Annotated in this window: 13 protein-coding genes and 1 tRNA gene; 8 read left to right on the forward strand and 6 right to left on the reverse strand. The window is 64.3% G+C overall.

From position 1 onward, the window contains the following. Nucleotides 1-134: 134 nt before the first annotated feature. Nucleotides 135-1,724 carry an ABC-F family ATP-binding cassette domain-containing protein gene (locus tag G405_RS0112455; RefSeq protein ID WP_022701861.1) on the forward strand — a complete coding sequence of 530 codons (1,590 nt, stop codon included), beginning with the start codon at nucleotides 135-137 and terminating at the stop codon, nucleotides 1,722-1,724. On the opposite strand, the gene G405_RS0112460 is transcribed toward G405_RS0112455, so the two are convergent. From G405_RS0112460 to G405_RS0112470, 3 genes are read right to left on the reverse strand one after another with little or no spacing between them, the layout of a single operon-like run. After that, nucleotides 1,699-2,793: an ABC transporter ATP-binding protein gene (locus G405_RS0112460; RefSeq protein ID WP_022701862.1), complete on the reverse strand. Its 1,095-nt coding sequence runs from the start codon at nucleotides 2,791-2,793 to the stop codon at nucleotides 1,699-1,701. The genes G405_RS0112455 and G405_RS0112460 overlap by 26 nt on opposite strands. Continuing rightward, nucleotides 2,790-4,379 carry an ABC transporter permease gene (locus G405_RS0112465; RefSeq protein ID WP_022701863.1) on the reverse strand — a complete coding sequence of 530 codons (1,590 nt, stop codon included), beginning with the start codon at nucleotides 4,377-4,379 and terminating at the stop codon, nucleotides 2,790-2,792. The genes G405_RS0112460 and G405_RS0112465 overlap by 4 nt, the downstream gene beginning before the upstream one ends. After that, on the reverse strand, nucleotides 4,376-5,425 hold the full coding sequence (locus G405_RS0112470) for a Fe(3+) ABC transporter substrate-binding protein (protein ID WP_022701864.1): 1,050 nt from the start codon (nucleotides 5,423-5,425) through the stop codon (nucleotides 4,376-4,378). The genes G405_RS0112465 and G405_RS0112470 overlap by 4 nt, the downstream gene beginning before the upstream one ends. A 289-nt stretch (nucleotides 5,426-5,714) precedes the next feature. Here G405_RS0112470 and G405_RS0112480 point away from each other — a divergent pair, with 289 nt between their 5' ends. Further along, the gene (locus G405_RS0112480) at nucleotides 5,715-6,389 is read left to right on the forward strand and encodes a DUF4386 domain-containing protein (protein WP_022701866.1); all 675 of its coding nucleotides are present in this window, start codon (nucleotides 5,715-5,717) and stop codon (nucleotides 6,387-6,389) included. Nucleotides 6,390-6,447: 58 nt separating this feature from the next. Here G405_RS0112480 and G405_RS0112485 read toward each other — a convergent pair. Then, nucleotides 6,448-6,522: transfer RNA gene (locus G405_RS0112485), tRNA-Val, on the reverse strand. 293 nt (nucleotides 6,523-6,815) lie between these two features. Between G405_RS0112485 and G405_RS0112490 the strand changes: the two genes are divergently transcribed. Then, on the forward strand, nucleotides 6,816-7,034 hold the full coding sequence (locus G405_RS0112490; RefSeq protein ID WP_022701867.1) for a phosphoglycolate phosphatase: 219 nt from the start codon (nucleotides 6,816-6,818) through the stop codon (nucleotides 7,032-7,034). Here the strand turns inward: G405_RS0112490 and G405_RS0112495 are convergent. Next, the gene (locus tag G405_RS0112495; protein WP_022701868.1) at nucleotides 7,031-7,726 is read right to left on the reverse strand and encodes an HAD hydrolase-like protein; all 696 of its coding nucleotides are present in this window, start codon (nucleotides 7,724-7,726) and stop codon (nucleotides 7,031-7,033) included. The genes G405_RS0112490 and G405_RS0112495 overlap by 4 nt on opposite strands. Nucleotides 7,727-7,856: 130 nt before the next feature. Between G405_RS0112495 and glmU the strand changes: the two genes are divergently transcribed. From glmU to rpiA, 3 genes are read left to right on the forward strand one after another with little or no spacing between them, the layout of a single operon-like run. Next, nucleotides 7,857-9,215 (forward strand): bifunctional UDP-N-acetylglucosamine diphosphorylase/glucosamine-1-phosphate N-acetyltransferase GlmU, encoded by a 1,359-nt coding sequence (gene glmU, locus G405_RS0112500; protein ID WP_022701869.1) that lies wholly within the window; start codon nucleotides 7,857-7,859, stop codon nucleotides 9,213-9,215. 2 nt (nucleotides 9,216-9,217) lie between these two features. Next, on the forward strand, nucleotides 9,218-10,693 hold the full coding sequence (locus G405_RS0112505) for an NAD-dependent succinate-semialdehyde dehydrogenase (RefSeq protein WP_022701870.1): 1,476 nt from the start codon (nucleotides 9,218-9,220) through the stop codon (nucleotides 10,691-10,693). Further along, entirely contained in the window at nucleotides 10,690-11,397 is a 708-nt protein-coding gene (gene rpiA, locus G405_RS0112510) for a ribose-5-phosphate isomerase RpiA (protein ID WP_022701871.1), read from the forward strand. The genes G405_RS0112505 and rpiA overlap by 4 nt, the downstream gene beginning before the upstream one ends. Before the next feature lie 3 nt (nucleotides 11,398-11,400). Here the strand turns inward: rpiA and G405_RS0112515 are convergent, their stop codons facing one another. Next, entirely contained in the window at nucleotides 11,401-12,027 is a 627-nt protein-coding gene (locus G405_RS0112515; protein WP_022701872.1) for a nitroreductase family protein, read from the reverse strand. Nucleotides 12,028-12,167: 140 nt separating this feature from the next. On the opposite strand from G405_RS0112515, the gene G405_RS16020 reads away from it, so the two are divergent. Together G405_RS16020 and G405_RS0112525 are read left to right on the forward strand one after the other, a co-directional pair. Continuing rightward, nucleotides 12,168-12,887, forward strand: a complete 720-nt coding sequence (locus tag G405_RS16020; RefSeq protein ID WP_022701873.1) for a TetR/AcrR family transcriptional regulator — start codon at nucleotides 12,168-12,170, stop codon at nucleotides 12,885-12,887. 99 nt (nucleotides 12,888-12,986) lie between these two features. Continuing rightward, complete coding sequence (locus G405_RS0112525) at nucleotides 12,987-14,123, forward strand: efflux RND transporter periplasmic adaptor subunit (RefSeq protein WP_022701874.1); 1,137 nt, start codon at nucleotides 12,987-12,989, stop codon at nucleotides 14,121-14,123. The last annotated feature ends 3 nt before the right edge of the window (nucleotides 14,124-14,126 follow it).

The following is a 14,126-nucleotide window of genomic DNA, read 5'->3' on the forward strand; positions in this document are numbered from 1 at the left end:
TTTCTGACTTGAAAGACACTTGAATTGTGAAACGGCGGCCTGTACTCAGGCCGCCGTTTTTGCATTGAAGGACTTGAGGCCCATGAAGCTACAGACCCGTTCCGCCCCTCGCGCAACCTTGTCTGGAGTCCGTCATGTCCGCCTTGTTATCTGCAAACTCGCTTACCCTTCGCACCCCTGACCATCAAGTCCTGCTTGAGGACTTCACCCTCAGTTTCGGCTGTGAGGTCACCGGCGTGGTCGGCCCGAACGGGGCAGGGAAATCAACCTTGCTCAAGGCGCTCGCCGGCGCGCTGACCTCTGTGGGCGGTCAGGTGGTCCGACATGGCCGCATCGGCTGGATGGAGCAATCCGGCCCTGACGCGACAGGCGATGTGGCGTCGGGTCTGGGCGTCAGTGAGGCTCTGGCCCGTCTGTCCCGCATTCTGGCGGGCGAGGGGGGTGAGGCCGACTTTGATCATGCAGACTGGACGCTGGAAGCGCGTGTAGAGGCGTCGCTTGAGCAAATGGGGCTGAGCGGCCTTGCGCTCACTGCGCCGCTCTCATCGCTTTCTGGCGGGCAGCGAGCGCGACTGGCTCTGGCCCGGGCGATGCTGGACGCGCCGGACATTCTGATGATGGACGAACCGACCAACAATCTCGACGCCGAGGGCCGGGACGCGGTGCACCAGATGATGGCGGACTGGCCGGGCGGGCTGGTGATCGTCAGCCATGATCGCGCGCTCCTGGAGCGTGTGGACAGGATTATCGCCCTTGAAGGGCCGGGCTGGTCAGTGTTTGGCGGCGGCTGGTCAGAGTATGTCGCCCAGCGAGATGCGGCGCGGGCGCGTGCCGAAGCCGAGCATGATCGGCTGGAGGCGGACGCGCGTCAGATCAAACGCGCTGCGAAAGAGGCTCAGTCGCGACTGGAGCGACGCGCGCAATCGGGGAAGCGCCAACGCGCTGATGGCAGCAACGCCAAGGTCTTGCTCGACGCCATGAAAGCGCGCAGCGAGAGCACTGCGGCGCGGCTGGCCGGCGTGCGGGACAAACGGGTTTCGGACGCCGAAGCGAAGCTGGAGGCGGCGAGCGACCAGCGTCATCGCGGACCCAGGCTCAATATCAGGGCTCAGGGCGCGGATAGTCCGTCAGGCCGCACGGTTCTGGCGTTTGACGCCGTCAGTTTCAGCTATGGCGAGACGGCGCTGATTGATCGCTTGAGCTTTGCGATCACAGGGGGGATGCGTCTGGCGTTGGCTGGTCCCAATGGCGCCGGCAAGACCACCGTGTTGAAACTGGCCCAAGGGCTGTTGACGCCGCGCTCTGGCGAGATCCGGCGGACGGTGGGCCGCATCGGGCGGCTGGACCAGACGGTGAGTGATCTCGATCCGGATTTGACCGTGGTCGAGGCGCTGCGCGTCCGTGATCCGAACCTCTCCATAAACGCCGCCTATGCCGCTTTGGCGCAATTTGATCTGCGGAACGCGCAAGCCGAGAAGCGTGTGGGCGTTTTAAGCGGCGGGGAACGACTGCGCGCCGGGCTGGCGGGCGTTCTGGGCGGCGAACCGCCAGAACTGATCTTGCTGGATGAGCCTACCAATCATCTCGATATCGAGGCTGTAGAGGCGCTCGAAGAGGCGCTTGTGGCGTTTGACGGCGCGCTTCTGGCGGTCAGCCATGACCAGGCGTTTCTTGACGCCATCAGCCTGGATCAGACGCTCAGCCTTGATCGGGCTCGGTTTTGACCAGATGGGCGAAGGCGGGCTCGACGCTGAGCCGAACGGCGTCGCCGACCCGGTGGTTTTCTTTCAGGCTGGCGCGCGCTTCCAGTATCTGACCGGTCTCAAGTCGGCAGATCAGGCGCGCATAGCCTGAACTGACCCGCCGCTGGGTGATCATCGCCAAGGCGCCCTGCGCATCGGCGCGTCCCAGCTTCACCCCTTCAGGACGCACGAGCAGCAGGGCTTTGTCGCCGTCTGTGAACTCTTGCGCCGGGTACTGACCCAGAAGGGTGTCCGCGGCGCCGTCGCGAATATCCGCTTGAAACACGCCTACATCGCCCAAGAGTCGCGCGGCGGTCAGCGAATTGGGCTTCATGTACAAGGTGTCCGGCGCGCCGGTCTGAATGATCCGGCCCTCATTCATCAAGGCGATGGAATCAGCCAGCTCCAGCGCCTCTTCCGCGTCATGAGTGACGATCAGGGTCGCGGCTTCCGACTGGCGCAGGACATCGGCGGTGGCGCCGCGCAGTTCAGAGCGCAGGCGGCGGTCGAGCCCGGAGAACGGTTCGTCCAGCAACATCACATCGGGTTTGATCGCCAGCGCTCGAGCGAGCGCCACGCGCTGCTGCTCGCCGCCCGACAGCTCATGCGGATAGGCCTTGGCGCGATGGCCCAGCTCAACGGCTTCCAGGCGGGTGAGGGCAGTCTGGCGACGCTGGGCCTTGGAGCCCTCACGCAGGCCGAACGCGACATTGTCGAGCGCTGTGAGATGCGGAAACAGAGCATAATCCTGAAACACCACGCCGCAGCGCCGGTCTTCAGGCGGTTTGTGAAGGCCTTTGGCGCTCCATAGATGGTTTTCAAACCGGATCTCACCGGCGTCCAGCGGCTCCAGACCGGCGATGGCGCGCAGCAAGGTCGACTTGCCTGAGCCAGAGGGGCCCAACAGGGCCGTCACTCGCCCGCAGGTCAAGGTCAGCTCCACCCCGTCCACGGCGGGCCGGCCCGGGGCGAACCGCACCAGGGCGCCGGAGACTTCCAGCAGGCGGTCATCAAGTTTGACGGCGGTCATGTCAGGCGGGCTCACAGTCATCGGGCGGCTTCCTGCCGGGTGATGCGGCGGGCGATCCAGATCATGGGCGGCAAGGCGATCAAGGTGATCAATAGCGCAGGCAGGGCCGCTTCGCCCAGCCGTTCGTCAGAGGCGTAATTGTTCGCGATCACCGCCAGCGTGTCATAATTGAACGGACGCAGGATCATGGTGGCGGGCAATTCCTTGAGCACCTCGACAAACACCAGAAGCGCTGCGAGCAAAGACCCTGACATCACCAGCGGACGGTGCACGCGCCAGGCGGTCTCACCGGGACCCGCGCCCAGCGTGCGTGCGGCCATGTCCAGCGTCGGCGTGACCCGTTGCAACGCGCTTTCAGACGGACCGATGGCGGCGGCGGCGAAGCGCGATTGATAGGCGAAGATCAGCGCGATCACCCCGCCCGAGACCAGGATCGGAAACTGCGCGCCGGTCATCGCCGTCCACGCCCCGTCGAGGCCGGTCTGCAGTCCGCCCAGAAGCACCAGCACGCCCAGCGCCGCGACCGATCCGGGAACGGCGTAGCCCAGGCCCGCCAGGCGCGCCGCAGCGACGGCGGCGGGTTTGCGGCTGCGCAGCGCGTAGGCGCAGGCCAGTCCCAGAACCGCCGCGGCCAGCCCGGACAGCACAGCCAGGGTCAGCGAGTGTGTCGCGGCCTGGATCAGGTCGCGCGCGACCGGCGCGTGCAAGGCGCGATAGCCCAGACGCGCCAGCGGAATGATCAGGCCAATGAGGACCGGGCTCAGGCAGGCCAGTATGGCCAGTGCGGCCCGCGCTGGACCGAGATCCATGCGCCGGGGCGGACGGCGTCGGCCCGAGGCGCTGGTCTGGCGGGCGCGCTGGCGCTGGCTGCGCTCAAGCGCGAACAGCACGAAGGCGATCATCACCAGGATCAGCGCCAGGCGCGCGGCGTCGGCGATGGCGCCTTCCCCGGCCCAGGCGCGGATCAGGCCCACAGACAATGTGGGCGCTCCCAGATGCACGACAGCGCCGTAGTCGGCGAGGCTTTCCATCACCACCAGCGCCAGTCCGGCGGCGATGGCGGGGCGGGCCATGGGAATGGCGGCGCGGACAAACGCCTCGCGCGGCTTGGCGCCCAGCGTGCGGGCGGCTTCATAAGCGTCAGCGGACTGACCGGCGAAGGCCTCGCGCGCCAGAAGGTAGACATAGGGGTAGAGCGCAAACCCGAAGATCAGCCCGGCGCCAACGGGACCGCGCACAGTGGGCAGCCAGTCCGCCGGGCCGCCGGGCTGCGTCAGGTCATACCAGGCATAGGCCGACGCATAGGCGGGCGCCGCCAGCGGCAGGGCCAGCAGCCATTCAAAGACAGAGCGCGCAAAGAACCGGTACCGCGCCACCAGCCAGGCCAGCGGCACGCCGATCAGGCCCGCGCTGAATGCGGCGACACCGGTGACCAGCGCCGTATGGCCCAGATAGGCGGGCAGGCGGGTGCGCGCGATATGCGCCATGTAATCTGTCCAGGGGCCAAAAACGCCAAGCGCCGCAACCGCCAGAAGCGGTGCGGCGCAGATCAGAGCGGCGACAAGGGCCGGCCGGACCGGATTGAACTGGGCGCGGCTTGCGATCACGGCCAGCCGACGCGGTCGAAGATGCGTTGGGCTTCGCCGGCGTTCTCGCCGAGCGCGTCCACATTCACATCATCTGACGCATAGGCGCCGAAGGCGTCCAGCACGTCATTGTCATACGTGACGTCTGCGATCACCGGATACTCGTTGGTCAGCTCGGCGAAGGCGCGCTGGGAGTCTTCGGTCAACAGATATTCTAGAAAGGCGATCGCGTTCTCGCGATGCGGCGCATTGGCGGCCAGACCGGCGCCGGACACGTTCACATGGGCGCCGCCCTCGCCAAGGCCGGCGAAGACAACGCCGATCTGGTCCGCTATCTCCTGATCGCCCGGATCCTCAGAGCGCATGATCCGCGCAAGATAGTAATGGTTGATGATGGCCACATCGCATTCGCGCGCAGCGACGGCGCGGATCTGGTCGGTGTCGCCGCCCTGGGGCGGGCGCGCCAGATTGCTGACCACGCCTTCAGCCCAGGCTTCAGCGGCGTCTGCGCCTTGCTGGGCCACCATGGCCGCCAGAAGCGACTGATTGTAGACATTGTTGGACGAGCGCACGCAGATCCGGCCCGCCCATTCCGGCGCCGTCAGGTCGCTGAAATTATTGATCAGGGATGGGTCCACACGATCCTTGGCGTAGGCGATGACGCGAACCCGGCTGGCGAAGCCGAACCAGTCGCCATCGGGCTGGCGCAGATTGGCGGGCACCGCTTGCAAGGTGTCAGCAAGTTCGGGCGCGGGCTGGAACAGCCCCGCTTCATCGGCGCGCCAGAGCCGGCCTGCATCCACCGTGATCACCACGTCCGCCTGGGAGCGGTCGCCATCGGCGCGTACGCGCTCGATCAGCAAATCACCCGGCGCTTCAATGACATTGACCGCAATCCCGGTCTCCTCAGTGAAGGCGGCGTAGACCTGATCGTCAGACGCGTAATGCCGCGCCGTATAGACATTCACCACTTCGCCGTCAGGTGATCCCGACGGGCTGCAGGCGCCCAGAGCCGTCAGACCCATCAGTCCGGCGAAAAGGCTTGAGCAGGCTGAGGCGAGTTTCATGACGTGTCCTTGGTGCTGCGAGCAGGCATATAGACGCCTCTCAGGTCCGGGGAAGCCTCTCACTGCCATTTCTGAGAACGTTTCGCAAGTGCGACTGCCAGCCGCATCTTCAGTTGTTCGGCGATTGCGGGCTTTTCGAGACGGAGTGACGTTCCGGAGTCAGCGCCTGTCACCGTCAGCTGTTCCATCGTCATGGCGCTGAGCGTTTTGAGCAGGCTCGCGGCGACGCATCTGATCTCCACGGAGGGCTCCCGATCCTTTACTGTCGCCGGTGCTCTAGGAGAATCTGATGACGTCAGCGACACACCCGGCGAGCCCTGAGTTCGCATTCCGACCGACTGCGCGTTTCGCAGGCGTGCTCTATCTCGCCATTATCGTCTTGGGACTGGTCAGCGAAGTCTTGCTTCGCGGACCGGTGTTGGCTGGCGGGGCGGACGGCTTGAACCTCGCTTCGGCTCTGCCGCTCAGGCAAAGCCTGGTGGCGGACGCGCTGATGGTGATGGCTGATCTGGGGGTGGCGGTGCTGCTCTACCGGTTGCTCGCTCCGTACGGCGCCGGGCTGGCGTTGGCGGCGCTGATGTTCCGCGGCGCCCAGGCGATGGTCATCAGCGCTAATCTGCTCTTCCAGGTGCGCGCCGTGCAGCTGCTCGACGCAGGCGCGCCTTCATCCGAGGTGATCGGACTGCTGGGCGTTCAGGCGATCGGCTATGATCTGGGACTCGCCTTTTTCGGGGTGAATTGCCTTCTGACGGCGCTTCTGCTGATCCGGGCCCGTGCGTTGCCGGTTTGGCTGGCGGGGCTGATCGGCGTGTCAGGGCTTGTCTATCTGACCGGAACAGGGCTGCGTCTTCTGGCGCCGGAGGCCTATGACAGCTTCGCGCTGGCCTATCTGGTCCCCGTGGCGGGGGAGAGCCTGTTTGCGCTTTATCTGCTGATTGCGGGCGGGCGCTGGGTCAGGCCCTGAGCCGAATAGCAAAAACCCCGGCTCGGTTGAGCCGGGGTTCGCGCCTCTTCAGGCATATTGGTGGGCGATACAAGGATCGAACTTGTGACCCCTTCGGTGTGAACGAAGTGCTCTACCGCTGAGCTAATCGCCCTCAAGAGGCGCGGGTTTTATGCCGGGGACTCAATAGGGTCAAGCGGGCGGGCGCAGGAAACGCAGACTCGATGCAGATCGGGCGCAGCCGGGCTTCTGCTAAGTTACAGAAATTCCTCGGTTGCATAATTTTTTTTCGAAAAAGTGGCCCGTCATACTTTCGTCAAGAAGAAATATCACTTATAGACCCGCGTCTCGCTACAGGGCTGTCTCAGTCTGTAGCTAACAAATCCAAATGATAATGAACCCTACGCACGCGAGCTGCTGCGCGTGTTTGAAGGAGGTTTCTCCCCCATGGCCACCAACGACTTCTGCACCCGTGAAGGTGCGCTCCGCCTCAAAGAACGTATCGAAGCATACTGGAAAGAGCGCGGCTACGACGTGAACATTGAACTGACCGAAGCCGGCTTCATGCCGGCCATGCGTTCGGCGCGCACCGATGTGCGCTCCAACATGGTCAACGGCATGCCGCGCCCGGCGAACGACCGTTCTTCCGAGCGCCGCAGCGCCTAAGCGCTTTTGCGTGTGACGATCAGCTCGGCCAACAGGTCGGGCAACACGCCATACGCCGCAAAAAGCCGGTCCGCACCCAGCGTGCGGGCCGGCTTTTCGCTATAACCGCCCTCGAATATCACTGACCCGGCGCCCGCCGCTTTCGCCGCCAGGGCATCGGGTTCTGAATCCCCTACCAGAACGCACGCATGGTCGATGGGCTCTCCGCCCACAGCGACCAACAGGTGCGAGGCGTCCGGTTTCTTGGCTGGCGCATCTTCCGGTCCGATCACCCGTTCGAATCGGTGGCGCATGTTCAGCGCGTCCAGCAAGGGAATCGCCAGCTGAGTCGGTTTGTTGGTGCAGACCGACAACCGCGCCCCCGCCGCCGCCAGCGAATCGAGCGCCGCCTCAACGCCCGCAAACGGTCGTGAATGGCGGGCGATGTCTGCGCGATAGGCGTCCAGAAACACCGTCAGCCTGTCGGTCACCAGCTCCGCGTCCGGCGACGGGCGTCCCTCACGCTCGAAAGCGCGCTCGATCAGGGCGCGGGCGCCGCGGCCCACCATGGCGCGCACATCCTCAAGCGGCACCGGATCGAACCCCAAAGGCCCGACGCTTTCATTGAGCGCCCGCACCAGATCGGGCGCCGTGTCCACCAGCGTGCCGTCAAGGTCAAAGGCGATCCGGGCGCCGTTCAGATTGGTATGCATGGGCTCTCACATTGGGTTTCAGAGGCATCAGAGAATGTGACGCGTCTGTGCGGTCGCGTCTTCTGTCTTGATAGGCTATAGCGCTCAGGCGTGAAAAACGCTGCAGATTCCTCACTACGGAGCCCGGCTCATGTCCTCTCGCCCCCGCGCCGCAATCATCCTCGCCGCCGGCCATGGCAAGCGTATGAAATCGGCGATGGCCAAGCCGCTCCACGCGATTGCGGGCCGCTCCATGCTCGACTGGTCGCTGGCGCTGGCGGACGCGGTGAAGGCGGACCGGAAAGTGGTGGTCTGGGGCGCGCATGCGCCGGAGGTGAAAACCCAGGCTGAGGCGGCAGGTGCGGAGACCGCTGTGCAGGACCCGCCCCAGGGCACCGGTCATGCCGTGCAACAGGCGCAAGACGCGCTGTCCGGCTTTGAGGGCGATGTGATCGTGCTCTACGCTGATACCCCGCTGATCCAGCCCGAAACCGTTGAGCGCGTGTTTGACGCGCTTGGAGAGGGCGCGGCGGTGTCCGTTTTGGGCTTCGAGCCGGACGCGCCGGGCGGCTATGGCCGTCTGATCGAGAACGCCGAGGGCGGGCTTGAGGCGATTGTCGAGGCCAAGGACGCCAGCGCGGACGAGCTGAAGGTCCGCTTGTGCAATTCCGGCGTTCTGGCCATGCCCGCCGAACTCATGTTCGAGTTGTTGGGCGAGGTGACCAATGAGAACGCCAGCGGCGAGTATTACCTCACCGATCTTGTGGGGCTGGCGCGCGGACGCGGCCTGCCCGCAAAAGCGGTGAAGGCGGATGCGGATGAGGTGCTGGGCGTGAACTCGCGCGTGGACCTCGCCGACGCTGAAGCGGCGTTTCAGGCCCGCGCCCGACACAGCGCGATGGTGGAGGGGGTGACCCTGATCGCGCCCGAAACCGTCTTTTTCAGCCATGACACAATGATCGAGAACGATGTGGTGATCGAACCCCATGTGGTGTTCGGGCCGGGCGTGGTGGTGAAATCCGGCGCCCGCATTCGCGCCTATTCCCACCTGGAAGGCGCTGAAGTGCATGGCGGCTGCGAGGTTGGTCCCTATGCCCGCCTGCGTCCGGGGGCTGTGCTGAAGGCCGGCGCCAAGGTCGGCAATTTCGTCGAAGTGAAAAAAGCGGTGCTGGGAGAGGGCGCAAAAGCGAACCACCTTTCCTATATCGGAGATGCGAGCGTGGGCGCGAAGGCCAATATCGGCGCGGGCACGATCACGTGTAATTATGACGGGTTTCTCAAGCACCAGACGGTGATCGGGGCGGGCGCCTTTATTGGCTCCAATTCGTCTCTGGTGGCGCCGGTCAGTATTGGCGAGGGCGCGATGACCGGATCGGGCAGCGTGATCACCGATAGCGTGCCCGATGATGCGCTTGCGGTGTCGCGCGCCAAGCAGATGAACAAAGAGGGCTGGGCGGCGCGTTTCAGACGCGCCATGTCCGCTAAAAAAGACAAGATCAAGAAGGGATAGCCATGACCGAGCTTCTAGACCGCCTCAAGGACAAGGCTCTGCTCAAGACCCAGTCCTTCATCAACGGCGCCTGGGTCGAGGGGAAGCCCTGGATCGAGGTGACCAGCCCGTCAAACCGGTCGGTGCTGGCGCAGATGAGCGATGTGGGCGCCAAGGGTGCGGAAGACGCGATCGACGCCGCCGCTGAAGCCTTCAAGACCTGGAAGAACACTTCGGTGTTTGAGCGGGCGGCGCTGGTGAAGAAATGGCATGACCTGATCCTCGAGCACGCCGACGATCTGGGGCATCTGATCACGGCGGAAATGGGAAAACCCTTCCCTGAAGCGCGCGGCGAAGTGGTGTATGGCGCAGGCTTTGTGGATTGGTCGGCTGAAGAGGCCAAGCGGTCCCATGGCGAGACCATCCAGACCCCGTTCCCGGGCTCGCGTGGCTGGACGATCCATCAGCCGATCGGCGTTGTCGCCTGCATCACGCCGTGGAACTTCCCCTCGGCCATGATCACCCGCAAATGCGCTCCGGCGCTGGCGGCCGGCTGCACCGTGGTGGTGAAACCCGCGCCGGAAACGCCGCTGTCCGCCCTGGCGTTGGCCGAACTGGCCAAGCGCGCAGGTTTTCCGGACGGCGTTTTCAACGTCATTACCGGCGACGCCCCGGCCATCGGCGATGTCTTCACCCAGTCCGACAAGGTGCGCATGGTGGGCTTCACTGGCTCCACGCCGGTGGGCAAGCTGCTGATGAAGCAGGCTTCGAGCACGGTGAAGCGTGTGGCGCTGGAGCTGGGCGGCAACGCGCCTTTCCTGATCATGGATGATGCGGACATCGAAAAAGCGGCTGACGGCGTCATCGCGTCGAAATTCCGCGCGTCTGGCCAGACCTGCGTGTCGGCGAACCGGATCATCGCTCACGCCCCTATCGCGGATAAATTGATCGCGGCGCTGAAAGAGCGCATTTCGGCCATCAAGGTGGGCGACGGGCTGACCGAAGGCGTCACCGTCGGCCCGCTGATCCATGACGAGGCGGTCGCCCGCGTCGACAAGCTGGTCGAGAACGCGCGCGAGCGTGGCGCCGTCATCCATACGGGCGGCAAGTCGCTGGCGGATGAGCTGGGCGGGTCCTTCTATGCGCCGACCCTGATCGAGGGCGGCACGGATTTCGAGCTGGAGCTGGCGTGTTTTGAAATCTTCGGCCCGGTCTGCGCAGTGTACCGCGTGGACTCTGAGGACGAGATGATCGAGCTGGCCAACTCAACGCCCTACGGCCTTGCGGCTTATGTCTACACACGCGATGTGGGCCGGGTGCACCGGATCTCCGAAGCGCTTGATTTCGGCATGATCGGGGTCAACGCGCCTATGGTGGGCTCGCCCGCCACACCGTTCGGCGGCGTCAAGGAATCCGGCATCGGCCGTGAGGGCGGCAAATGGGGCGTTGAAGAATTCACCGAGCTGAAATTCGTGCTGCTGTCAGGAGTGGATCAATGAGCGCGGTCGAAGACAAAACCCGGGCTGCCGAAGCGGCGCTTGAATTCATTGAAGACGGCATGACGCTGGGCCTGGGTTCGGGCTCGACCGCAGACATCTTCGTGCGGCTGCTGGGCGCGGCGCTGGAAAGCGGCTCGCTGAACAATGTCAAAGGCGTGCCCACGTCCGAGAACACGGCGCGGGTCGCGCGCGAGGCCGGAGTGCCGCTGATTGAGGTGGATCAGGCCGACAGGATCGACATCACGGTGGACGGCGCAGACGAGGTGGACGGCCGCTTCCGGCTGATCAAAGGCGGCGGCGGTTGCCTGCTGCGTGAAAAGATCATCGCCCACGCCTCTGACCTGATGGTGGTCGTGGTGGACGAGACCAAGCTGGTGGAGACGCTGGGCGCGTTCGCCCTGCCGGTGGAGGTGGATCCGTTCGGCTTCACCATCACCGCCAAGAAAGTCTATGACGCGCTGACGGCGGCCGGCGTGGTGCGCCCGGACGTGAAGCTGCGCTGCCGGGGCGATGGCAATGATCCGTTCGTCACCGATGGCGGCCATTACATTCTCGATTGCGCCTGCAAGGCGCTGGCGGATCCCGAACAGGTCGCGGCGCGCCTGAACGCCATCCCCGGCGTGGTCGAGCACGGCCTGTTCATCAATCTCGCCCGCGCCGTCATCGTCGGCGAGGAAGAGGGCGCCCGGGTGCTGGAGCTTTAGGGGTCAGCCTTCCCAGCGGCTCATGCGCGGGGCTTTGCGGGGGCGTTCGGCGGCGTCGATCCGGGGTGTTCCCACATAGATGAAGCCCGCCACGCGTTCGCCCGGCAGCAGGCCGAGCGCGGCTTTCATGGGTTTGTCGTACGCGTACCATTCGGTCAGCCATTGCGCGCCAAAGCCCATGGCGCCCGCCGCGATCAGCAGGTTTTGACACACAGCGCCTGCAGACAGAATCTGTTCCCATTCGGGAATTTTGTGAGTTTCGTCCGTGTCTGACACCACGGCGATGACCAGCGGGGCGCGTTCGAAGCGCGTGCGTTCCAGCTCCAGTCGTTCGGCTGGCGCATCGGGCTCGATTTCGCGAAAGCGCGCCTCGAGCTTTTGACCGAACACGGTTCGCGATTCGCCTTCAAACACGATGAAACGCCAGGGGAAGAGCTTGCCGTGATCAGGCGTGCGCGCGCCGATTCGGATCAGGGTTTCGATCTGATCGGCGCTGGGGCCGGGTTCGCCCATATCCTTGGCCAGGGTCGAGCGTCGTCGCGCCAGGCGGGTCAGCATCTCCGCATTCGGAGCGGGAGCGGTCAGACTGTCGCCGGGATTGGGGAAGTCGGGTGAGGGAAAAGACGCCATGATCTGCCTTCGGATCGTAAGTGAATTTTGACCGTATACGTGAAACGCCGCTATACGTTGTAGCCTAGCACGTCCGGATCAAGTCGGCGCCTGCCCGATGCAGGCTTGGACCGGTCGGGCGAACGATGAAAGTTGGGGATTTGACAATCAACGCCGTTACCGAAGACGCGCTCAGCCCGGCGGAACGCCGCCGCCGCAAAGTGCGCGATGCGATCATCCATGCTGCCGAAACGATCTTTACCGAAGAGGGAGAGGCGGGGCTGTCCATGCGCCGCATCGCAGAGCGCATCGATTACTCGCCGGCGGCGCTCTACAAGTATTTCGATTCCAAGGAAGCCCTGTTCCGCGAGATCCGTGAAAGCTTTTTCGAGCGTCTGCATGACCGGATGAAAGCGGTGAGCGAAGCGGTCGATGACGGCCCGATGCTGGGGACCGCCTGTATTCGCGCCTATGTCGAGACAGGGCTGGAACAGCCCGGTCACTACAAGCTGGCCTTCTCGTCCTTCCCTGATATCGACGACAATCCCGAAGAAACTTACGCCTATGCCGCTGCGGAGTTTCTCGATCAGATGATCAAGCAAGGCATGGAGCAGGGCTGGTTCCGTTCGGTGGATTTGAAGCTCGCTGCGAAATCCGTCTGGGCTTCAGCCCATGGTCTGACCCAGCTGGCGGTGGCGATCCCGCAGTTTCCCTGCTCATTGCCGGTGTTCAGCGATGAAGAGCGTGCGCCTGACGAGCTGACGGATGAGTATGTGCGCGCCGAGCTGGACCGTTTGATCCGGTTCCACGGTGAAGTCATCCTGCGCGGCCTGGGCACGACCCGTCTTGTGGATCGCCTGGACGCCGGGGAGCGCTTCTAGCTGGAAAATTGATAAAGTTCGGATAAGTGAACGCTGTTTGCTTTTCAAACGACGTTTGCCGTCCTATATGCTATCTCGCATAGTACAGGAATATCCGTCATGACGCGCGTGAAATCTGGGTCTGGGAAGGGTTTCGCGCTGACAGTCGCCGCCATTGCGGTGTTCGTCATTGTCGCCGTGATCGCCGTCAGCGCGTTGCGCGGGTCAGGCGCCAATGCTGACGGCGATGCCCGGCAGATTGAAATCATACCCGTTCCCGCCACGCCTGTTCGATACGAAGACCAGACCCGGATCAGGGCGCTTTTTCCCGGCTTGATCACAGCGCGGCGCCAAAGCGCGCTCGGATTTCCTTCGGGCGGGCAGATCGCCGAGATTCTTGTGGATGTCGGGGATCGCGTCGAGAGGGGGCAGCCCCTGGCGCGGCTGGATACGCGCGCCTTGCAAGCGCAGCTGCAGGCGGCCCGTGCGGACATCCGTGTCGCTCAGGCGCAGTCTGATTTGGCTGAAGTGACGCTGAACCGCCAGCAAAGCCTGGTTGAGCGCGGGCATGTGTCCGGCCAATCCCTGGACGAAGCGCAAGCCTCTTATGACGCGGCTCGCGCGCGCATCCAGTCAACCCAGGCGGTTCACGAGACTTTGGGTGTCCAGATCGAACTGGCGACTCTGACTGCGCCATTCGCGGGCGTCATTACCGACCGCAGCTTTGATGAAGGCGCTTCGGTTGGCGCAGGCGCCCCTGTCCTGACGCTCGTAGAGAGCGCCGCGCTGGAACTGCGCGTCGGTTTGCCGTCTGCCGATGCGTCCCGACTACGCGTGGGCGAGGCCTATGAAGTTGAACTCAATTCAGGTGAGCGCCTGTCCGTAACCCTGCGCGCCATCACTCAGGTGATCGAGACGCGAGAGCGCACGGTCAGCGCCGTCTTTGACGTTCCTGCCAGCGCTACGGTGTCGAGCGGGAGCGTCGCGCGCCTGCTGCTGGACCATGCGCTTGAAGACCGTGGGTTCTGGGCGTCCGCCGGCGCCTTGACGGAAGGCCGTCGCGGCATGTGGTCCGTCTATGCGCTGACGCCTTCGGGAGAGCACTATGTCCTTGAGCCTCGGCCGGTTGAGATCCTTCATTCAGAAGGGGACCGGGTCTATTTGCGCGGCGCGGTTGATGATGGCCAGCGCATCCTGACCACCGGCGTGCACCGGGTGGCGCCCGGACAGCCTGTTCGGCCGGTAAGCGAGGGCTGATCA

The organism is Oceanicaulis alexandrii DSM 11625 (assembly GCF_000420265.1).
In the GTDB taxonomy this organism is placed as follows: Bacteria; Pseudomonadota; Alphaproteobacteria; order Caulobacterales; family Maricaulaceae; genus Oceanicaulis; species Oceanicaulis alexandrii.